At 53.2% G+C, this 19,841-nt stretch carries 21 protein-coding genes; 7 read left to right on the forward strand and 14 right to left on the reverse strand.

The window, feature by feature from the left end:
• The first annotated feature begins 69 nt into the window (after positions 1 to 69).
• Together WH277_RS22775 and WH277_RS22780 are read left to right on the forward strand one after the other, a co-directional pair.
• Positions 70 to 909: a MurR/RpiR family transcriptional regulator gene (locus WH277_RS22775; RefSeq protein WP_133845964.1), complete on the forward strand. Its 840-nt coding sequence runs from the start codon at positions 70 to 72 to the stop codon at positions 907 to 909.
• Positions 910 to 967: 58 nt separating this feature from the next.
• Complete coding sequence (locus tag WH277_RS22780) at positions 968 to 1,222, forward strand: YfhL family 4Fe-4S dicluster ferredoxin (protein ID WP_133845839.1); 255 nt, start codon at positions 968 to 970, stop codon at positions 1,220 to 1,222.
• On the opposite strand, the gene acpS is transcribed toward WH277_RS22780, so the two are convergent.
• The 11 genes from acpS to rpoE all read right to left on the reverse strand — a co-directional run bounded on the left by acpS (position 1,219) and on the right by rpoE (position 10,546).
• Positions 1,219 to 1,599: a holo-ACP synthase gene (acpS, locus tag WH277_RS22785; RefSeq protein WP_159338031.1), complete on the reverse strand. Its 381-nt coding sequence runs from the start codon at positions 1,597 to 1,599 to the stop codon at positions 1,219 to 1,221. The genes WH277_RS22780 and acpS overlap by 4 nt on opposite strands.
• On the reverse strand, positions 1,599 to 2,330 hold the full coding sequence (gene pdxJ / locus WH277_RS22790; RefSeq protein ID WP_133845837.1) for a pyridoxine 5'-phosphate synthase: 732 nt from the start codon (positions 2,328 to 2,330) through the stop codon (positions 1,599 to 1,601). The genes acpS and pdxJ overlap by 1 nt, the downstream gene beginning before the upstream one ends.
• A gap of 74 nt (positions 2,331 to 2,404) precedes the next feature.
• The gene (recO, locus tag WH277_RS22795) at positions 2,405 to 3,142 is read right to left on the reverse strand and encodes a DNA repair protein RecO (protein WP_133845836.1); all 738 of its coding nucleotides are present in this window, start codon (positions 3,140 to 3,142) and stop codon (positions 2,405 to 2,407) included.
• A gap of 5 nt (positions 3,143 to 3,147) precedes the next feature.
• Positions 3,148 to 4,053: a GTPase Era gene (gene era, locus WH277_RS22800; protein ID WP_133845835.1), complete on the reverse strand. Its 906-nt coding sequence runs from the start codon at positions 4,051 to 4,053 to the stop codon at positions 3,148 to 3,150.
• The gene (gene rnc / locus WH277_RS22805; protein WP_133845834.1) at positions 4,050 to 4,730 is read right to left on the reverse strand and encodes a ribonuclease III; all 681 of its coding nucleotides are present in this window, start codon (positions 4,728 to 4,730) and stop codon (positions 4,050 to 4,052) included. The genes era and rnc overlap by 4 nt, the downstream gene beginning before the upstream one ends.
• A 140-nt stretch (positions 4,731 to 4,870) precedes the next feature.
• Positions 4,871 to 5,806: a signal peptidase I gene (lepB, locus tag WH277_RS22810; RefSeq protein WP_133845833.1), complete on the reverse strand. Its 936-nt coding sequence runs from the start codon at positions 5,804 to 5,806 to the stop codon at positions 4,871 to 4,873.
• A gap of 29 nt (positions 5,807 to 5,835) precedes the next feature.
• The gene (gene lepA, locus WH277_RS22815) at positions 5,836 to 7,635 is read right to left on the reverse strand and encodes a translation elongation factor 4 (protein ID WP_133845832.1); all 1,800 of its coding nucleotides are present in this window, start codon (positions 7,633 to 7,635) and stop codon (positions 5,836 to 5,838) included.
• A gap of 238 nt (positions 7,636 to 7,873) precedes the next feature.
• A complete protein-coding gene (gene rseC / locus WH277_RS22820) occupies positions 7,874 to 8,338 on the reverse strand; it encodes a SoxR-reducing system protein RseC (RefSeq protein WP_133845831.1) in 465 nt (154 codons plus the stop codon).
• Positions 8,335 to 9,291, reverse strand: a complete 957-nt coding sequence (gene rseB / locus WH277_RS22825; RefSeq protein WP_133845830.1) for a sigma-E factor regulatory protein RseB — start codon at positions 9,289 to 9,291, stop codon at positions 8,335 to 8,337. Before rseB ends, rseC begins: the two co-directional genes overlap by 4 nt.
• Positions 9,288 to 9,941 (reverse strand): anti-sigma-E factor RseA, encoded by a 654-nt coding sequence (gene rseA, locus WH277_RS22830; protein WP_133845829.1) that lies wholly within the window; start codon positions 9,939 to 9,941, stop codon positions 9,288 to 9,290. Before rseA ends, rseB begins: the two co-directional genes overlap by 4 nt.
• A gap of 29 nt (positions 9,942 to 9,970) precedes the next feature.
• A complete protein-coding gene (rpoE, locus tag WH277_RS22835) occupies positions 9,971 to 10,546 on the reverse strand; it encodes an RNA polymerase sigma factor RpoE (RefSeq protein ID WP_062744587.1) in 576 nt (191 codons plus the stop codon).
• Between the two features lie 474 nt (positions 10,547 to 11,020).
• Between rpoE and nadB the strand changes: the two genes are divergently transcribed.
• Positions 11,021 to 12,622 carry an L-aspartate oxidase gene (nadB, locus tag WH277_RS22840; protein ID WP_133845828.1) on the forward strand — a complete coding sequence of 534 codons (1,602 nt, stop codon included), beginning with the start codon at positions 11,021 to 11,023 and terminating at the stop codon, positions 12,620 to 12,622.
• On the opposite strand, the gene trmN is transcribed toward nadB, so the two are convergent.
• Complete coding sequence (gene trmN, locus WH277_RS22845) at positions 12,623 to 13,360, reverse strand: tRNA(1)(Val) (adenine(37)-N(6))-methyltransferase TrmN (protein WP_133845827.1); 738 nt, start codon at positions 13,358 to 13,360, stop codon at positions 12,623 to 12,625.
• Positions 13,361 to 13,492: 132 nt separating this feature from the next.
• Between trmN and srmB the strand changes: the two genes are divergently transcribed.
• Entirely contained in the window at positions 13,493 to 14,821 is a 1,329-nt protein-coding gene (gene srmB / locus WH277_RS22850; protein WP_133845826.1) for an ATP-dependent RNA helicase SrmB, read from the forward strand.
• A gap of 229 nt (positions 14,822 to 15,050) precedes the next feature.
• Here srmB and grcA read toward each other — a convergent pair whose 3' ends face one another.
• Positions 15,051 to 15,434 (reverse strand): autonomous glycyl radical cofactor GrcA, encoded by a 384-nt coding sequence (gene grcA / locus WH277_RS22855; protein ID WP_133845825.1) that lies wholly within the window; start codon positions 15,432 to 15,434, stop codon positions 15,051 to 15,053.
• Between the two features lie 290 nt (positions 15,435 to 15,724).
• Here grcA and ung point away from each other — a divergent pair, with 290 nt between their 5' ends.
• Together ung and WH277_RS22865 are read left to right on the forward strand one after the other, a co-directional pair.
• Positions 15,725 to 16,408, forward strand: a complete 684-nt coding sequence (gene ung, locus WH277_RS22860) for a uracil-DNA glycosylase (RefSeq protein WP_133845824.1) — start codon at positions 15,725 to 15,727, stop codon at positions 16,406 to 16,408.
• A 190-nt stretch (positions 16,409 to 16,598) separates the two neighbouring features.
• Complete coding sequence (locus WH277_RS22865; protein ID WP_339507024.1) at positions 16,599 to 18,164, forward strand: methyl-accepting chemotaxis protein; 1,566 nt, start codon at positions 16,599 to 16,601, stop codon at positions 18,162 to 18,164.
• A gap of 90 nt (positions 18,165 to 18,254) precedes the next feature.
• Here WH277_RS22865 and grpE read toward each other — a convergent pair whose 3' ends face one another.
• Positions 18,255 to 18,836, reverse strand: coding sequence for a nucleotide exchange factor GrpE (grpE, locus tag WH277_RS22870; protein WP_159338557.1), 582 nt, complete (start codon positions 18,834 to 18,836; stop codon positions 18,255 to 18,257).
• 123 nt (positions 18,837 to 18,959) lie between these two features.
• Between grpE and nadK the strand changes: the two genes are divergently transcribed.
• On the forward strand, positions 18,960 to 19,838 hold the full coding sequence (gene nadK / locus WH277_RS22875) for an NAD(+) kinase (RefSeq protein WP_133845821.1): 879 nt from the start codon (positions 18,960 to 18,962) through the stop codon (positions 19,836 to 19,838).
• The last annotated feature ends 3 nt before the right edge of the window (positions 19,839 to 19,841 follow it).

Consider the following 19,841-nt stretch of genomic DNA (forward strand, 5'->3'; position numbering starts at 1 on the left):
TTAGCCTGCTGAATGTTATCATTACAGATAATTCAATATGATGGGCCTGATTTCGCAAGAGGAAAAATGATGAGTTCATTGCTGCGTATCCGTCAGCTTTATCCTAGCCTGGCGCTGAACGAACGTCGGTTAGCTGACTACCTGCTGTCGCAGCCTGACCGGGCACGCCACCTGAGTTCACAAAAGCTGGCGGATGAATCAGGCGTCAGTCAGTCAAGCGTGGTAAAATTTGCGCAAAAACTCGGCTATAAAGGGTTCCCTGCACTGAAGCTGGCGCTGAGTGAATCGCTGGCCGAGAAAGATGCGATTACCGTGCATAACCATATTCTCAGCGATGATGCGCTGAAGGTGGTTGGCGAAAAACTGTTCACCGAGAAAAGCTCTGCCATTCGCGCTACGCTGGATATTAACAGTGAAGAGATGCTGCTGGAGACATTGCGTCTGCTGAAGCAGGCAAGGCGTATTGTGCTGGTCGGGATTGGTGCTTCAGGTCTGGTGGCGAAAGATTTTTCCTGGAAGCTAATGAAGATTGGCATCAGTGCCGTGGCCGAGCAGGATATGCATGCACTGCTGTCCAGCGTGCAGGCACTAGATGTGGGTGATGTGCTACTGGCTATCTCCTATACCGGTGAACGTCGCGAAATCAACCTCGCAGCACAGGAAGCACAGCGCATTGGTGCCACCGTGCTGGCCTTTACAGGCTTTACACCGAATACACTGCAACAGTCGGCCAGCCACTGTCTGTATACCGTTGCAGAAGAGCAGACAACACGCAGCGCCGCCATCTCGTCAACCACTGCGCAGTTGGCGCTGACAGACCTGCTGTTTATGGCGCTGATTCAGCGCGATCCAGAACGTGCTTCCAGTCATATTCGCCACAGTGAAGCGCTGGTGAAAAAGCTGGTTTGAGCCTGGAGTGCGCGTATAATACCCGCGCACTTTATCCTGTTAATGACTTGAGAGAATTATGGCACTGCTGATCACCAAAAAATGTATCAATTGCGATATGTGTGAACCGGAGTGCCCTAACGAAGCGATCTCAATGGGGGATGAATTCTATGAGATCGATACCGATCGCTGTACGGAGTGCATCGGCCATTACGACTCCCCCACCTGCCAGCAGGTGTGCCCGATTGATCATACGATTATCGTTGATCCGCTGCATATCGAGAGTCATGACCGACTGTGGGAAAAGTTCGTGGTGCTGCATCCTGCGGGCTAGCTCTCAATAATTACCGTCGCACAGGCATAGTGTCGTTCATCAGCCAGCGTAACGTGCACGTGCGCCACCCCCAGCTTCTTCGCCACTTCTTCAGCATGCTGGAAAAAACGCAGTCCGGGTTTACCCAGCTCGTCGTTATAGACTTCAAACTGATTAAACGCCAGGCCACCACGGATCCCGGTGCCAAAGGCTTTGGCTGCCGCTTCTTTTACCGCGAAACGCTTGGCGAGAAAACGCACCGGCTGCTGGTGTGCCTGGTACTGTGCCCACTCATTATCACTCAGCACACGCTTTGCCAGGCGGTCGCCGGACCGGGAGATCACCCCTTCAATGCGGGCGATCTCGACAATATCTGTACCCAGACCCAGGATTGCCATTAACGACGTGCTTCACGCATCAGCAGTTTCATCTCTTTCACTGCCTCAGCCAGACCGCTAAATACAGCACGCCCAATAATGGCATGCCCGATGTTCAGCTCGTGCATTTCTGGCAGAACGGCGATCGGTTGCACGTTGTGGTACGTCAGGCCGTGTCCGGCATTGACCTTCAGGCCTTTCCCGGCGGCATAGGTGGCAGCTTCAGCAATCCGCGCCAGCTCAGCATCGCGTGCCGTGCCTTCTTCGGCTTCAGCGTAAGCACCGGTGTGGATCTCGATATAAGGTGCACCGGCAGCAACAGCGGCATCAATCTGGCGATGGTCAGCATCGATAAACAGTGACACCAGGATGCCGGCATCATTCAGCCGTTTTACCGCCGCCGTCACTTTGTCCTGCTGTCCGGCCACATCCAGCCCACCTTCGGTCGTCACTTCTTCGCGCTTCTCAGGGACCAGACAACAGAAGTGCGGCAGGATGTCACAGGCAATGTCCACCATTTCATCCGTAACGGCCATTTCCAGGTTCATGCGTGTCTGGATGGTCTGACGCAGGATGCGCACATCGCGATCGGTGATATGACGGCGGTCTTCACGCAGATGCACGGTAATACCGTCTGCTCCTGCCTGCTCAGAGACAAATGCCGCCTGTACCGGATCCGGATAATGCGTACCACGTGCATTACGTACGGTAGCAACATGATCGATATTAACGCCCAACAACAGCTCTGCCATGATAGTCCTCTGAAGATCGCGAAAGGTTTTAGGGAGTGTACAACGTTCACGGCACGCAGGGATATTACCCGTGGCTATTCATCACCAGGAAGGGCTGCATCTGGTCGTTTTCTCGGCAAAAACTGGCGAAACAGTTCCGTGCTCTTTAGCGGTTTGCCCCCCAGATAAGGTTTAAGGGCAATGCGGGTAAAACGTTTGGCTGCGCGCAGGGTGTCTGCATCCGGGAATTCGCGCAGATACAGTGCGCGTAAATGGCGACCGGTAAAACTGCGATGCCCGACCACAAGACTGGCAATAAACCCCTTCTCTTCACGATAACTGTACGTCATGCCATCGGCGACTTCTTCGCCGCTGCCTGCGCAGTGAAGAAAATCGACGCCATAACCAAGATGACCCAGCATAGCCAGTTCAAAACGCCTGAGTGCAGGTTCGGGTGACCCGGCGTCAGCCGCCAGCGCCTGAATACAGTGCAGGTAGTCGAAGAAAAGCTCGCTAAAGGGGGTTTCATCTTCCAGCACGCGCGAAAGAAGTTCATTGACGTAGAGGCCGCAGTAGAGCGTTGTACCGCTGAGAGGAAGCGCCAGCGACACAGGTTCAGCGCCGCGCAGGGTTTTCACCTCGCCACGGCCGCCCCAGCGTACCAGCAGCGGCGTGAAGGGTTGCAACGCGCCCTTCAGACTGGAGCGCTTGGAACGGGCGCCTTTAGCCAGCACCCGTACCCTGCCATGCTGTTCAGAAAACAGGTCAAGCAGCAGGCTGGTTTCGCTCCAGGGACGTCCATGCAGGACAAATGCGCGTTGCCAGCCATCCATCAGTATCAGAGGTCGTCGGTGTAGCCCAGGCTGCGTAAGGCGCGTTCATCATCCGCCCAGCCGGACTTCACTTTCACCCACAGTTCGAGGTGAACTTTCGCCTCAAACATCTCTTCCATATCACGGCGAGCTTCCGTACCGATGACTTTTATTTTGGCGCCTTTGTTACCGATCACCATCTTCTTTTGGCCTTCACGTTCGACCAGAATCAGACCATTGATCGTCAGACCACCACGCTCGTTCGTCAGGAACTGTTCGATCTCAACCGTGACGGAGTACGGCAGTTCGGCACCGAGGAAGCGCATCAGTTTTTCACGGATAATTTCAGACGCCATAAAGCGCTGGGAACGATCGGTGATGTAGTCTTCCGGGAAGTGATGTTCCGCTTCCGGCAGGCGCTTACGGACGATACTGGCGATAGTATCAACATTAGTGCCTTTTTCGGCTGAGATCGGCACCACATCCATAAAGTTCATCTGCTGACCCAGGAATTGCAGGTGTGGCAGTAGAATACTTTTGTCTGTGAGGTTGTCGACCTTGTTGATCGCTAACAGCACCGGTACTTTGCCGTCTTTCAGCTTATTCAGTACCATCTCATCGTCGGCAGTCCACTTGGTCCCTTCAACAACGAAGATCACAATTTCAACATCACCGATCGAGCTGCTGGCAGCACGGTTCATCAGGCGGTTGATCGCCCGTTTTTCTTCCATATGCAGGCCCGGGGTATCGACATAGATCGCCTGATAATCCCCTTCGGTATGGATGCCCATAATGCGGTGACGCGTGGTTTGCGGCTTACGCGAGGTGATGGAAATCTTCTGCCCCAATAACTGGTTCAGTAAGGTAGATTTACCAACGTTCGGACGGCCTACAATAGCAATAAAGCCGCAATGGGTAGTTTGTTCGCTCATTCAATTCCCAGCTTAATCAGCGCCTGTTCGGCTGCTGCCTGCTCAGCTTTGCGACGGCTGGATCCGGTTCCCACAACCGGTTCTGCCATGCCGCTTACCTGACAGTGAATAGTAAATTCCTGATCGTGCGCTTCGCCCCGCACCTGTACCACCAGATAGGATGGTAACGGCAGATGACGACCCTGCAAGAACTCCTGCAGACGCGTTTTTGGATCCTTCTGTTTATCGCCCGGGCTGATCTCATCAAGACGGCTGGCGTACCAGCTCAGGATGAGTTGTTCCACCGACTGAATGTCGCTGTCGAGGAATACCCCGCCAATCAGCGCTTCTACGGTGTCAGCCAGAATCGATTCACGGCGGTAGCCGCCGCTTTTCAGTTCACCCGGCCCAAGGCGCAGACACTCGCCAAGGTCAAATTCCCGTGCCATCTCTGCCAGCGTGTTGCCGCGAACCAGCGTGGCACGCATACGGCTCATGTCACCTTCATCCACGCGCGGGAAGCGCTGATAAAGGGCATTAGCAATCACGTAGCTCAGAATAGAGTCGCCCAGGAATTCCAGTCTTTCGTTGTGTTTACTGCTGGCACTACGGTGAGTCAGCGCCTGCTGTAACAATTCCTGATGGGTAAAAGTGTAGCCCAGCTTTCGTTGAAGCTTGTTAATTACGATGGGGTTCATGCGTTACCAATTTCTTAATGCGTCAATTATCCTGCACACGGAACAGGGCTGAGCCTGAACACCAACACGATCTGTTTCGTGTGCAGTGGCCTGCCAAACCTGGCAGACCACCCTTTGCTAATGTCGCCCGCAGGCGATCATTAATGAATGCCGCCGATACGACTCAGGCGAACGCCGGTTGGCCATTGGCCTTCCTGCTTATCAAAGCTCATCCAGATTGCGGTCGCTTTACCCACCAGATTACGCTCAGGAACAAAGCCCCAGTAACGGCTGTCAGCACTGTTATCACGGTTATCGCCCATCATAAAGTACATGCCTTCAGGCACGACCCAGGTGGACTGCGGCTGACCTGCCTGCTGGTAGTAAGAGCCTGGCTGGCTCGGTGCCTGTGCAATCAGTAAAATACGGTGAGTGACATCCCCCAGCGTCTCGTTGCGGGTGGCTAAACGCACGCCACCCTGCATCGTTTCACCTTTCGGCTTCTGGAAGAACCCGTTGCCCAGTTCATTACCACTGAAACCGCTGAAGGTCTGAATGAAGTCACTCTCTTCAACATCCGAGTAAGTGACGGGCAGCGCAGTAGATGTCTGCTGAATCGACACGGTTTTGCTCAGCGGATCGTAAGTCACCCGATCGCCCGGCAACCCGATGACACGCTTGATGTAATCCATGCTGGGATCTTTCGGGTATTTGAACACCGCGATATCGCCACGCTTCGGATGACCCGTTTCGATCAGCGTCGTCTGGGTAATCGGATCTTTAATGCCGTAGGCATATTTCTCCACCAGGATAAAATCACCGATTAACAGCGTCGGCATCATTGAACCTGACGGGATCTGGAACGGCTCATAAATAAACGAACGCACCACAAACACCACGAACAGCACCGGGAAAACCGAAGCCGTTGTTTCTACCCAACCTGGCTGTTTGTCTGCCTTGGTGGCTTCGATACCTTGTGCCTGCGCGGCAGCACGTTTCGCACGCCGGGCCGGTGCCCATTTATATTTGTCGATACACCAGACAATGCCGGTAATCAGCGTTGCTATCGCCAAAATCAGGGCGAACATATTAGCCATTCCAGTTCCCTCGAAGCCCGAAGCCGGGCTTATTTACTGTCTTTACCCACGTGGAGGATGGCAAGGAACGCTTCCTGCGGTAACTCAACGTTACCGACCTGTTTCATGCGTTTCTTACCGTCTTTCTGTTTCTGCAGCAGCTTTTTCTTACGGCTGACGTCACCGCCATAACATTTGGCAAGGACGTTTTTGCGCAACTGTTTAACCGTAGAACGGGCGATAATGTGGTTACCAATCGCCGCCTGAATCGCAATATCAAACTGCTGACGCGGGATTAATTCTTTCATCTTCTCAACCAGATCACGGCCACGGTACGGCGCGTTATCATTGTGCGTAATCAGCGCCAGCGCATCCACGCGCTCGGAGTTGATCAACACATCTACGCGCACCATGTTCGATGCCTGGAAACGTTTGAAGTTGTAATCCAGTGACGCATAACCGCGAGAGGTGGATTTCAGACGGTCGAAGAAATCGAGCACCACTTCCGCCATCGGAATTTCATACGTCAGCGCAACCTGATTACCGTGGTAAACCATGTTGGTCTGCACGCCACGCTTCTCAATACACAGCGTGATCACGTTACCGAGGAACTCCTGCGGCAACAGCATATGACACTCTGCAATCGGCTCACGCAATTCTTCGATGTTGTTCAGCGGTGGCAGTTTGCCCGGGCTATCAACGTAAATGGTCTGATTGTCCGTTGTGACGACTTCATAAACCACCGTCGGCGCGGTAGTGATCAGCTCAAGGTCGTATTCACGCTCCAGACGTTCCTGGATGATCTCCATGTGCAGCAAACCAAGGAAGCCACAGCGGAAACCAAAGCCCAGCGCGGTAGAGCTTTCTGGTTCATAGAACAGAGACGCATCGTTCAGGCTCAGTTTACCGAGCGCATCGCGGAAGGCTTCATAATCATCAGAGCTGATCGGGAACAGACCGGCATAAACCTGAGGTTTAACCTTTTTGAAACCAGGCAGTGCTTTGTCTGCCGGGTGACGAGCCAGCGTCAGGGTATCCCCTACTGGTGCGCCGAGGATGTCTTTGATCGCACAGACCAACCAGCCGACTTCGCCGCAGTTCAGGACATCGGTATCAACGCGTTTCGGGGTGAAGATGCCCAGACGGTCAGCATTGTACGTCTGACCGGTGCTCATCACCTTAATTTTTTCGCCTTTGCGCATGGTGCCGTTTTTAATACGCACCAGAGAGACGACGCCAAGGTAGTTGTCGAACCAGGAGTCAATAATCAACGCCTGCAGCGGGCCATCCGGGTCACCCTGTGGTGGCGGGATATCACGGACCAGACGTTCAAGCACGTCAGGCACACCAATACCCGTTTTTGCCGAGCAGCGCACGGCATCGGTGGCATCAATGCCGACGATGTCTTCAATTTCCTGGGCAACACGATCGGGATCGGCAGCAGGTAAATCGATCTTATTCAATACAGGTACGACTTCCAGTTCCATTTCCATTGCGGTGTAGCAGTTTGCCAGGGTCTGGGCTTCTACGCCTTGCCCGGCATCTACCACCAGCAATGCACCTTCGCAGGCGGCCAGAGAGCGTGAAACTTCATACGAGAAGTCTACGTGACCTGGGGTGTCGATAAAATTGAGCTGGTAAGTTTTACCATCTGGCGAATGGTAATCGAGGGTAACGCTTTGCGCTTTAATGGTAATACCGCGCTCGCGTTCCAAATCCATAGAATCCAGAACCTGCGCAGCCATTTCACGTTCAGACAATCCACCACAAATCTGGATCAGACGGTCAGAAAGCGTTGATTTGCCATGGTCGATGTGGGCGATGATAGAAAAGTTTCTTATGTGCTTCATTATTGAGATTTTTCTGCCTTACAAATTCTGGAACTCTCGCGATGCGAAGTCAGGAGAGCGTGATATCACAGGCGAACACTGGCCCGAAAGGCAGCATTCTACACTACATATCAAAGGGGTGGAATCTTCACGGTCAGGCAAAAACGCATGCATGACCATATCGAACGGGAAACAGGGAAGATGACGAGGTGAAATAAGGCGGTTGGCGAGGGAATACAGCCAACCGTCTTTTCGCGGGTCAGGCATCGGTACTGACGTGAATAGCGTCAGGTGGCAATGCCACGCTGAGGATCACCGGCTGGAAAGAGGCAGAACGGCCCAATATTCCGGAGATACCTTTTGCAATAATAAACCCGCCCACGCCGCCCAGCAGCGCACCGCAGGCAGCCGCCAGATCGCTGTGAAACAACATCTGAAACACACCGGCCAAGACAAAAAGCCCGATCAGCGGGGTCATGTAAACCAGAAACGCCGAGCTGAGCAGGCTGGTTTCAGCAATGCCCAGTTCGATACGCTGGCCGGGGGTAAGCGGCTGCGCACTGGCGATTTTCATCACATGCGCGTTCTTCGGCCCGAGCTTATCCAGCATGTGACTGCCGCAGCCTTTGCGTGCCGAGCAGCTGCTACAGGATGTTTTGATTTCGGAGTGCAGCGTGGCAATACCATTCTGCCACGACACTACCGTTGCCCATTCTCTCATCATGGCGCGGCCCCTAAAGTGACACTATCAGCAATACGTTTAGCGGTAGCCGGTGGCAGTTCACCCACTACCGTGATCTCCGCATTATTACGCACTTCAGTTTGGACCGTACGACGACCAGTGCGCAATTGCTGTGGCGAACTGGTTTTATCGGCAAGCGTCACGTTAATGGAGAAGCTAAACAGGCCATCAGTAAAGAGGATGGTTTCAACCGGACGGTCAAGTGAGGGAAGCTGACGGCGGCTTTTCGCCACTTCCTTCATCCCTGCTGGCAGCCAACCCGCTTTCCAGTTAAATGTCACGGCATTTGACGTAGGGACAGATAACACCGGAGGAAGCTTGGCGCTTTCCAACCCCTGCATGATATTGCGAACGCCGTCATCCACCGCGAAACTGACCACCCGATACTGTTCGAGTGTCTCGCCATCACGATCGAGGAGATCAACCCGCAAAGGCAGTTTCGTTTCGCTGTCCAACCAGACGATATAACTGTAACGAGTGCCATCACGAGGGACGATGCGAATCACTTCACACAGCTGATCGGCAATACGCGTGCGTCCAACGGAAACAAAATCGTAGGTTTCAGCCAGACGGTCGAAATCGGCATACACCAGCGCAGGCAGCGAATCGACAATATGATCCCCCGTCATGGTGAACGGCTCAAGGCCCGATTCAAAATAGCTGACCTCATTGCCACGCTGGATAATCTCGCGGCGCGGGCCATCCATCTGAAGCAACTGCGCATAGCTTTTGTTATTGATGATGGAATGACGGTAGCGTAGTGACTCGATGCCCAGTCGCGATACGTTGATATAGGCGAGTTCATAGCTGAGAGACTGACTGGCCTGTTCCATCTGATGTAACAACGCCCCGGAGGGCGTTGACGCGGCCGGGGCGACAGAGGAGTAAATCAGGCAGCCAGCGATAAAACTGGCGGCGCACCAAAACGGCTTCATTGCTGCGGTTGCATTCCTAACGACTGAGTACCTGGAACCTGAGCAGCAGCCTGTTGATCAGGGCTTTGCTCAAACTGTAACTGCTCAGCATGCAGACGACGTTGCAGTTCGTAATCCTGCAATAGCGCGTTAACGCGGCGACGTTGATCCTGCACCTGCTGATTCGCATTAAGCTGCGTACTGGCGTTGTCCGCTGGCACACCGAGGCTGACCGGAGAGGCTTGCCCCATCATCGGCAACGTATTGAATACCGGAGAATCTGGGGACTGGACATCAGCCGGTTTGTTGTACTGCTGCACACCGACGATCACCGCCAGTGAAACGCAGGCAGCCAGGCCCACCTGAGTAATCTGAGCCGCCCATGGACGCAGTTTCGCCCAAAATGGCATGGCTGCGACCTGTGCCGGCACAGGCTGTTCTTCCGGAATCAGATGCGTAATATTTTTTGCTGGCTCATTCTCAATCGCTGCCATCACACGGGCAGAAATATCAAAATCAAGCAGTTGTGGGACATCGCCGCGCAGTGTGTCGCGAATCAGATGATAGCTTTCCCAGTCTTTTTGCAGCACAACGTCTTTAGACAACGCAGACATCAATTCATTGTCCAGCGTTTCACCGTCCATAAGAGCGGAAAGTTGTTCTTTCTGCATGCCTCAATACCCTTCCTGTGTCGCTATCGCTAGCGTTGGATAAGCGGTTGAATTTTATTATCAATAGCTTCACGGGCGCGGAAAATACGTGAACGAACCGTACCGACCGGGCAATCCATGATCACAGCTATCTCTTCGTAGCTCAGGCCATCGAGTTCACGTAAGGTGATTGCCATACGCAAGTCTTCGGGTAACATCTCGATGGTACGAAAAACTATCTGTCTCAATTCTTCCGACAACATTAAGTTCTCAGGGTTCGAAATTTCTTTCAGCGCTCCCGCACTTTCAAAATTCTCGGCGTCGATAGCGTCCACATCGCTCGATGGTGGACGACGTCCCTGAGCAACCAGGTAATTTTTGGCCGTATTGACGGCAATCCGGTAGAGCCAGGTATAAAAAGCACTGTCGCCCCGAAAAGATTCCAGCGCACGATAGGCTTTAATAAACGACTCTTGCACTACATCAGGCACATCCCCTGACGGCACATAGCGGGAAACCAGACTGGCCACTTTATGCTGATAGCGAACTACCAGTAAGTTAAATGACTTCTGATCTCCCTTCTGCACTCGTTCAACGAGGACCTGATCCGTTAGCTGCTCGCTCATCCGAGGTAAGATCTCCCCAAACTTGTCTCCACGCGTAATCGCACTTCCAGCAATAACTCAATCATTATGAACAAGCATCCAGTCTGAGTCGCATTCATCGGAAAAGTTCCATTACGCCATTATATTTGTTGTGCCATCAGGGGACATCGACAAACCAGCACGCGTTTTTATGCATTCTCGCTGACCTGTGGGCCACTGCCTCTCTCTCACTCCCGGAACATCATCGCTCAGGAGCCTGATGACGCCCGCAGAGTAACGCAAGAAGCCAGTTTTTTCACCTTATAATCACGTCAACACGTGACAGTTCGCCAGAGTAAAGCCTGCCTGGTGCATTTACGTGATGTCACCAACGCCGTGAGGCTTGTTCAATTTTTGATTTAGCTCCCACTGTGGAGAGGGGCCAATAAAAAGCCTTTTTGCCTGGATAAGTGAGTGCTATGCTCAACAAACAATCTGTTTAGTAAATTAAACAACATGACTCTTTCTTCCGATTACAGCTGTGATGTGTTGATTATTGGTAGTGGCGCGGCGGGCTTATCACTGGCATTACGCCTGGCAGAGAAACATCAGGTCACCGTACTGAGTAAAGGTCCGGTCAGTGAAGGCTCAACGTTTTATGCCCAGGGCGGGATTGCCGCCGTGTTTGATGAAACAGACAGCATTGAGTCGCACGTTGAAGATACGCTGATTGCAGGGGGCGGCCTGTGCGATCGCGAGGCCGTCTCGTTTATCGCCAGTAATGCACGCCATTGTGTGCAGTGGTTGATTGATAACGGCATGCTGTTCGATAAAGAAACCCCGGTGGACAGCGAAGAACGCTATCACCTGACGCGTGAAGGCGGTCACAGCCATCGTCGCATTCTGCACAGCGCAGATGCCACCGGGAAAGCCGTGGAAAACACGCTGGTCAGCCAGGCGTTAAGTCACCCAAACATTACCCTGATTGAGCGCGGTAATGCTGTTGACCTGATCGTCTCCGATAAAATCGGCCTGCCTGGCGAGCGCCGCGTGGTGGGCGCTTACATCTGGAACCGTCAACGAGAAGCCGTAGAAACCTGCCGTGCACGTGCCGTGGTACTGGCCACCGGGGGGGCAGCAAAAGTCTATCAGTACACCACCAACCCAGATGTGGCCTCCGGGGACGGTATTGCGATGGCATGGCGCGCGGGCTGTCGGGTCGCTAATCTCGAATTCAACCAGTTCCATCCGACCTGCCTGTTCCACCCGGATGCACGTAACTTCTTGCTGACCGAGGCACTGCGTGGAGAAGGCGCGGTGTTAAAACGCCCGGATGGCAGCCGATTTATGCCCGACTTCGATGAACGAGGCGAACTGGCGCCACGCGATATTGTGGCACGCGCCATTGACCACGAAATGAAACGCCTTGGCGCTGACTGCATGTACCTGGATATCAGCCACCAGCCGCCGGAGTTCGTGCGCGCGCACTTCCCGATGATCTACGAGAAACTGCTGACACTGGGCATTGATCTCACCACACAGCCGATCCCGATTGTTCCGGCAGCGCACTACACCTGCGGCGGTGTCATGGTCGACCAGCAAGGGCGTACCGACCTTAACGGACTTTATGCTATTGGAGAGGTCAGTTATACCGGGCTGCATGGCGCCAACCGCCTGGCATCGAACTCGCTGCTGGAGTGCCTGGTGTACGGTTGGTCTGCGGCAGAAGACATCAATCAGCGCCTGCCTGCTGTTGAGAGGGTCGAGGGCCTGCCCGCGTGGGATGAAAGCCGCGTGGATGATTCCGATGAGCGCGTGGTCATCCAGCACAACTGGCATGAACTGCGGTTATTTATGTGGGACTACATGGGGATTGTACGCACCACGAAACGGCTGGAGCGCGCGCTGCGCCGCATCACGACGCTACAACAGGAAATTGACGAGTATTACGCCCATTTTCGCATTTCCAACAACCTGCTGGAGCTGCGTAACCTGGTGCAGGTCGCTGAGCTGATGGTACGCTGTGCAATGGCACGTAAAGAGAGCCGGGGCCTGCATTACACCCTCGACTATCCGGAAGCCCTGGGCGAGGCGTTACCAACGATTCTGGCGCCCTGATTAGCGGAACAGATAGAAATCGCGGGTCAGGCTGCAGTGAGCATCGGAATACTGATGGTCCGGCCCGCGTATCGTCATGCGATCCAGTAATTGCTCGCCCGGCTTGGGTGATAACGCCAGCAGCACCCGATTGGGCGGCCGGGTATCATTATCGGCAACATCAGTGCGAAAACGCAGATGCCAGCCGCGCTGTAAAGCCAACTCAACCAACTTACTTCCCGCCGACTCCGGCAGGATCACACAGAAAAAGCCCTCTTCCGCGATCAAGTTTTCCGCGCACACCAACAGCACATCATGCGTCAGATCGGTGGTATAGCGCGCCGAAGCCCGCTCAGGCGATGCACATTCCGACCCCGGTGAAAAATAAGGGGGGTTACTGACGATAAGCGAATAACGCTGATCGCAGCGCTGAGACCATTCGACAATATCGGCCTGGTGCACATGCACTCTTCCCGACCAGGGCGAGGCCGCCACATTTTCCTGCGCCTGCGCGGCCGCCATTTCATCCAGTTCAACGGCATCAATGTTCACGGACTCTGCCGTTCTCTGCGCCATCATCAACGCGATCAAGCCGCTGCCCGTGCCGATATCCAGCACTCGCTGTACATTCGCGACAGGGGCCCATGCACCGAGCAGCACACCATCGGTGCCGACTTTCATGGCACAGCGATCGTGGGCGACAAAAAACTGTTTGAAGGTGAATCCGTTGGCGCGGAGAATGGCTTTCTGTTGTGACATTTGACTGACCTGAAAGGGAAACGGCGCTAGCATAGGACAAACTGTGACGAAGGAAAAGTCATTAACTCCACACAAACAGATGAAGATCGTGTTCAATCTGTCTATAATCAGCGCCCCAAACTGAGGTAGACCATGACTGTAACCACTTTTTCCGAACTCGAACTAGACGAGAGCCTACTGCAAGCCCTGCAGGAGAAAGGCTACACGCGTCCTACTGCCATACAGGCAGAAGCTATTCCGGCAGCACTGGAGGGTCGCGACGTTCTGGGTTCGGCACCAACCGGTACAGGCAAGACTGCGGCCTACCTGCTGCCCGCATTACAGCATCTGCTCGACTTCCCGCGTAAGAAGTCTGGCCCGCCACGCATTTTAATCCTGACCCCAACGCGCGAACTGGCGATGCAGGTTGCAGACCAGGCGCGTGAAATGGCCAAACATACGCATCTGGATATTGCCACTATCACGGGTGGCGTTGCGTTTATGAACCATGCCGAAGTGTTCAGTGAAAACCAGGACATCGTGGTAGCGACTACCGGGCGTCTGCTGCAATACATTAAAGAAGAGAATTTTGACTGCCGTGCAGTTGAAACGCTGGTTCTCGATGAAGCCGACCGCATGCTGGATATGGGCTTTGCTCAGGATATCGAAACCATTGCGGCTGAAACCCGCTGGCGTAAGCAGACTTTGCTGTTCTCCGCCACGCTGGAAGGCGAAGCGATCAAAGATTTCGCCGAGCGCATTCTGAACGAGCCGATTGAAATTGAAGCCGACCCGGCGCGCCGTGAGCGTAAGAAAATCCAGCAGTGGTACTACCGCGCGGATGATATCAAACACAAAACTGCGCTGCTGATCCACCTGATGAAACAGCCGGAAGTGACCCGTTCAGTGGTCTTCGTGCGTAAACGTGAGCGTGTGCACGAGCTGTGTGGCTGGCTGCGTGAAGCAGGCATTAACACCAGCTATCTGGAAGGGGAACTGGTTCAGGCGAAGCGCAACGAAGCGATTAAACGTGTGGCTGAAGGTCGTGTAAACGTCCTGGTCGCAACCGATATTGCTGCACGCGGCATCGACATCGACGATGTCAGCCACGTGTTTAACTTCGATATGCCAGTGACCGCCGACACCTACCTGCACCGCATTGGCCGTACCGGCCGTGCAGGCAAAAAAGGTATCGCTATTTCACTGGTTGAAGCGCACGACAACATGCTGCTGGGCAGAATCATTCGTTACATCAAGGAGCCGCTGAAAGCGCGCACCGTTGATGAACTGCGCCCGGTCACGCGCGCACCCAGCGAAAAGCTGCAAGGCAAACCCTCGAAGAAAGTGTTAGCCAAGCGCAAGCAGTTAAAAGATAAAGAGAAGCAGGAAGAGAAGCCGCGCGTTAAAGAGCGTCATCGCGATGCCAAAAATGTGGGTAAACGTCGTAAGCCAACAGCAGCAAAAACTGACAGTGCTGAATAATCACACTGCATGACAAAAAACCGCCTTATTGGGGCGGTTTTTTATTGCCTGAAATTGACAGAAACAGGGGGCAGAGCAAGAAAACTCACGTTCTAATACAAATGAATAATTTTCGTTACACCCCCGGCCTGTTAAAAACAGATTCTGCACAATGTAATCATGATGTTAATAAAAAAGGACCGAAGGTGTATTTTTCACCCCCGGCCCTTTTATCGTACCCCGTTCAGGCTTACAGGCTTTCAGTAAAGGTACGGGTAATCACATCTCGCTGCTGTTCTGGCGTCAATGAGTTAAAACGCACGGCATAGCCCGAAACACGGATAGTCAGCTGTGGGTATTTTTCCGGGTTTTTTACGGCTTCTTCCAGCGTTTCACGGCTCAGGACGTTCACGTTCAGATGCTGGCCGCCTTCCACGCGCACCTGCGGTTTCATTTCCAGTGGAATTTCACGATATTCGATCTGGCCAAGCTCGCTGACTGGCACGATCTGATCTTCGCTATAACCTGCTTTGGCACAAACGCAACGCGCTTCCGCTTTATCACTGTCCAGCAGCCAGAATGAATTCAGTAATGCACTGTTGGATGCTTGAGTAATTTGAATTCCGGTAATCATGTGAGTCGCCTCCCAGGCAATACGGCGCTGCTCTCATTTCCAGCGCCAGGTTGATGAAAAAAACCGTGATCTTCTGGGATCTGTATACCAGCACCAGAATGGTGTCTCCTTGATACAAATCAACCTGCGAGGAGGAATTTAAAGCCTGAAAACAGCAACTTTCTGTTTTATATCAATTTTATCAAATCAAAAAATTCTTCTTTTTTTGCAAATTTTCAACTTTATTTTAAGTATTACCTTGTGGCAAAGCGCGATAAGCTACGCACTTTGATGATGAGAAGGAGACGGTAATGGTCAATACCATGACCTGGCACGACGTGCTGGCCGAGGAAAAAGAGAAGCCTTATTTCAGGGAAACACTGGCAAAAGTCGCGGCAGAGCGCGCAGCCGGTAAGACCGTCTATCCACCGCAAAAAGACGTTTTTAACGCATTTCGTCTCACTGAACTGGGCGAAGTGAAAGTGGTGATTTTAGGTCAGGACCCCTACCACGGTCCGAATCAGGCACATGGGCTGGCGTTCTCCGTTCTGCCTGGTGTTGCGGTACCCCCTTCACTGGTGAATATGTATAAAGAACTGGTCACGGATATTCCTGGTTTTGAGCGACCAAAACACGGCTTTCTCGAAAGCTGGGCACGTCAGGGCGTGATGCTGCTCAACACCGTACTAACCGTGGAAGCGGGCCAGGCACATTCACATGCTAAATTCGGCTGGGAAACCTTTACGGATAATGTGATTGCGGCCATTAATCAGCATCGTGAGGGCGTGATATTTCTGCTGTGGGGCTCTCACGCGCAGAAAAAGGGCGCGATTATTGACCGTAACCGCCATCACGTACTACAAGCCCCCCACCCTTCCCCGCTCTCTGCGCATCGCGGTTTCTTCGGCTCTGCCCATTTTTCGAAAACCAATCAGTGGCTCAGTGAGCACGGCGAAACCCCCATTGACTGGGTTCCGCACTTACCTTCCGAGTAAGCTCGATTATCAGGGGGTATCAACCCCCTGTCAGGCACGGGCATCCTGTTCATTTACATTCCCACACGTAATAATGCGATTTTCGTCACAATTTTTTATCAAGATTTCCCTCTCCCTGCCGATCTGATCGGCTTCAGGGTGCATATTCATGCGCCCAAGATTGGCTGGTCCATTCAGGGGAGAAGAACGGATGTTATCCATGAAGAATATGAAAGTAGGTGTCCGTCTGGGCGCCGCCTTCGGCCTGGTGATACTGTTATTGATTATCGTTAGTGCCACAGCAACACTCAAAATTGGCAACATTAATCAGGCGGTAGACAGTATCGTCAGCGATCGTTATATCAAAGTCCGGCTGGCATTTGATGTACGCGATGGCGTCAACGAACAGATTAAATATTTGCGCGGTATGGTTCTGGATATTGCCCGTCCGGACAGTAACGTCAAACGGTTTAAGCAGCTCGATGGCGCGACGCAGAAAACCAATGCGGCGATTGAAAAAATCGCACAGTTGCAAAGCACTGAGATGGGGATTAAAAAAATCCAGGACGTCAAAGATGCCGCCCAGCGTTTTGAGAGTGATAAACAAGAACTGCTGACCCTCATCCGTGCAGGAGATGTTGCGCCGGCCACGGAATATGTACTGCGAAAAATCACCACCTCGCAGAATGCGTTTCTCGATATAGTGGTGAGTTTTGCGGATTCACAGTCCTCACAGTTGCAGGCTGAAGGAGCCAATGCCGTCAGTGATGGCACCACCGCCATTCACATCACGCTGATTTTCTCGCTACTGGCTATCGCTGCGGCGATGCTGCTCGGCTTCTTCTTAACCCGTTCGATTGTGCGCCCGCTGCGTGAAGCCGTCGGCATTGCTGAAAATGTTGCCGCTGGCGATCTGCGCACCACCATTCATGTCAACTCGACGGATGAAACCGGTCAGTTGATGCTGGCGCTGAAAAATATGAATGACAATCTGCTGAAAATTGTTAACGAAGTCCGTTCCGGTACGGACCTGATTGCCACGGCATCCAGTGAGATTTCAGCGGGTAATATGGATCTCTCCTCACGCACTGAGCAACAGGCCAGCTCCCTCGAAGAAACCGCCTCTGCGATGGAGCAGATTACCGCCACGGTGAAACAAAACGCCGATAACGCTCGCCAGGCCAACCAGTTAGCCGCTCAGGCCTCTCTGGTGGCGGTACAAAGCGGCGATGCGGTGAAGCAGGTGGTCAGCACGATGGAAATGATCAACGGATCATCGAAGAAAATCGTCGATATTATCAGTGTGATTGACGGTATTGCCTTCCAGACCAATATCCTGGCGCTGAATGCGGCGGTAGAAGCCGCCCGTGCAGGTGAGCAAGGGCGTGGTTTTGCCGTTGTGGCTTCAGAGGTTCGCAGCCTGGCACAGCGCTCGGCATCTGCTGCCAAAGAGATTGCACAGCTGATTCAGGATTCTGTTGCACGGGTGGATGAAGGTGGCCGCCAGGTCGCAAAAGCCGGGCTGACCATGGACGACGTCCTCAGCAGCGTGAAAAACGTGACCGGAATTATCGGCGAGATTACTATCGCCAGCGCCGAGCAAAGCAGCGGCATTGATGAGATCAACATGGCCATCACGCAGATGGATCAGGTGACTCAGCAGAATGCGGCGCTGGTGAATCAGTCGGCAGCGGCAGCCCAGTCAATGCAGGAACAGGCCGAACAACTGTCTCTGGCAATACGCGTGTTTAAGGTGAATGAACCCGCTTACCACTAATTCACCGGCAAAAAAATAGCCGCACTAGGCGGCTATTTTAAACAGGCAGACACAGGGGCGACCGGAAAAAAAGGTCCCCCCCTACAGCAATTAATTTTTAGCTTTCGATACTGCAACCATCGCCGGGCGCAGCAGGCGACCGTTCAGGGTATAGCCACGCTGCATCACCATCAGCACATGATTTGGCGCAACGTCTTCAGATTCCATCATAGACATTGCCTGATGGACTTCCGGGTTGAACGGCACGTTGATATCCCCCACCACTTCCACGCCAAACTTGCGCACAGCGCCCAGCAGGGATTTCATGGTCAGTTCGATGCCTTCAATCATAGCGGCCAACTCAGGATTGGATTTATCCGCCACTTCCAGCGCGCGTTCCAGGCTATCAATCACTGGCAACAGCTCGTTGGCAAATTTTTCCAGCGCAAATTTGTGCGCTTTTTCCACATCCAGTTCACTACGGCGACGGATGTTTTCGATCTCAGCCTGAGCACGAAGCTGTGCGTCACGCACACCGCCCAGTGACTCCGCCAGTTGGGCTTCCAGTTGTGCAATACGCTCATCCCGCGGGTCCACCACTTCTGCTGTCTCCGCGTCCTGGGTTTGCGCCTGCTCCATCTCAATTTCGTCTGAGACTTGCTCGTTAGGTGTGTTCTGTTCTTTACTACTCATGAATTTCTCCGCGTTTGTGCATATTCATCTCGCTGGTTCGCTTATTATGGGGATCAGAATCGCGGTTTCAAGGGAACCAGTCACATTGTCGGGGGAGTTTACCTCGTGAGGAATGCCAGGAACATGAATAACCACTTCAACTGCATCGGGATCGTCGGCCATCCACGCCATCCCACTGCACTAACCACCCACGAGATGCTCTATCGCTGGCTGACAGCGAGAGGCTATCAGGTGATTATTGAGCAGCAGATTGCGCGTGAGTTAAAACTGGAAGGCGTGCAGACCGGAACGCTGGCAGAGATTGGCCGCAAGGCCGACCTGGCGGTGGTGGTAGGCGGTGACGGGAATATGCTGGGCGCAGCGAGGGTGCTGGCACGTTACGATATTAAGGTCATCGGGATTAATCGCGGCAATCTCGGGTTTCTCACCGATCTCGATCCTGATAACGCTCAGCAGCAACTCGCTGACGTGCTGGAAGGAGAATACTTCATCGAGAGCCGCTTCCTGCTGGAAGCTCAGGTCTGCCGCCAGTCCGGCAGCCCGCGTATTGGTACGGCTATCAATGAAGTGGTGCTGCACCCGGGTAAAGTGGCACATATGATCGAATTCGAAGTGTACATTGATGAAAATTTCGCGTTTTCACAGCGTTCGGATGGCTTGATCATATCGACGCCGACCGGGTCGACGGCTTATTCACTGTCAGCAGGTGGCCCCATTCTGACGCCATCGCTGGATGCTATCGCCGTGGTACCGATGTTCCCCCATACCCTCTCGGCTCGCCCGCTGGTGATCAACAGCAGCAGTACGATTCGTCTACGTTTTTCTCATATGCGCAGCGATCTGGAGATCAGTTGTGACAGCCAGATAGCACTCCCCATTCAACAGGGTGAAGATGTATTAATCCGGCGAAGTGATTACCACCTCAACTTGATACACCCTAAAAATTACAATTATTTCAACACGCTAAGCTCAAAGCTGGGTTGGTCAAAAAAATTATTCTAAAAC

The sequence above is a fragment of the Erwinia sp. MYb416 genome, assembly GCF_037479575.1.
GTDB classification, from domain to species: domain Bacteria; phylum Pseudomonadota; class Gammaproteobacteria; order Enterobacterales; family Enterobacteriaceae; genus Erwinia; species Erwinia rhapontici.

Coding starts and splice junctions, on each gene's coding strand:
- rseB (WP_133845830.1), bottom strand. CDS start 9,291: ATGAAGCCGTTTTGGTGCGCCGCCAGTTTTATCGCTGGCTGCCTGATT.
- grcA (WP_133845825.1), bottom strand. CDS start 15,434: ATGATTACCGGAATTCAAATTACTCAAGCATCCAACAGTGCATTACTG.
- srmB (WP_133845826.1), top strand. CDS start 13,493: ATGACTGTAACCACTTTTTCCGAACTCGAACTAGACGAGAGCCTACTG.
- pdxJ (WP_133845837.1), bottom strand. CDS start 2,330: ATGGCAGAGCTGTTGTTGGGCGTTAATATCGATCATGTTGCTACCGTA.
- rpoE (WP_062744587.1), bottom strand. CDS start 10,546: ATGAGCGAGCAGCTAACGGATCAGGTCCTCGTTGAACGAGTGCAGAAG.
- nadK (WP_133845821.1), top strand. CDS start 18,960: ATGAATAACCACTTCAACTGCATCGGGATCGTCGGCCATCCACGCCAT.
- WH277_RS22865 (WP_339507024.1), top strand. CDS start 16,599: ATGTTATCCATGAAGAATATGAAAGTAGGTGTCCGTCTGGGCGCCGCC.
- ung (WP_133845824.1), top strand. CDS start 15,725: ATGGTCAATACCATGACCTGGCACGACGTGCTGGCCGAGGAAAAAGAG.
- WH277_RS22780 (WP_133845839.1), top strand. CDS start 968: ATGGCACTGCTGATCACCAAAAAATGTATCAATTGCGATATGTGTGAA.
- nadB (WP_133845828.1), top strand. CDS start 11,021: ATGACTCTTTCTTCCGATTACAGCTGTGATGTGTTGATTATTGGTAGT.
- recO (WP_133845836.1), bottom strand. CDS start 3,142: ATGGATGGCTGGCAACGCGCATTTGTCCTGCATGGACGTCCCTGGAGC.
- acpS (WP_159338031.1), bottom strand. CDS start 1,599: ATGGCAATCCTGGGTCTGGGTACAGATATTGTCGAGATCGCCCGCATT.
- trmN (WP_133845827.1), bottom strand. CDS start 13,360: ATGTCACAACAGAAAGCCATTCTCCGCGCCAACGGATTCACCTTCAAA.
- rseC (WP_133845831.1), bottom strand. CDS start 8,338: ATGATGAGAGAATGGGCAACGGTAGTGTCGTGGCAGAATGGTATTGCC.
- grpE (WP_159338557.1), bottom strand. CDS start 18,836: ATGAGTAGTAAAGAACAGAACACACCTAACGAGCAAGTCTCAGACGAA.
- lepB (WP_133845833.1), bottom strand. CDS start 5,806: ATGGCTAATATGTTCGCCCTGATTTTGGCGATAGCAACGCTGATTACC.
- rnc (WP_133845834.1), bottom strand. CDS start 4,730: ATGAACCCCATCGTAATTAACAAGCTTCAACGAAAGCTGGGCTACACT.
- rseA (WP_133845829.1), bottom strand. CDS start 9,941: ATGCAGAAAGAACAACTTTCCGCTCTTATGGACGGTGAAACGCTGGAC.
- WH277_RS22775 (WP_133845964.1), top strand. CDS start 70: ATGAGTTCATTGCTGCGTATCCGTCAGCTTTATCCTAGCCTGGCGCTG.
- lepA (WP_133845832.1), bottom strand. CDS start 7,635: ATGAAGCACATAAGAAACTTTTCTATCATCGCCCACATCGACCATGGC.
- era (WP_133845835.1), bottom strand. CDS start 4,053: ATGAGCGAACAAACTACCCATTGCGGCTTTATTGCTATTGTAGGCCGT.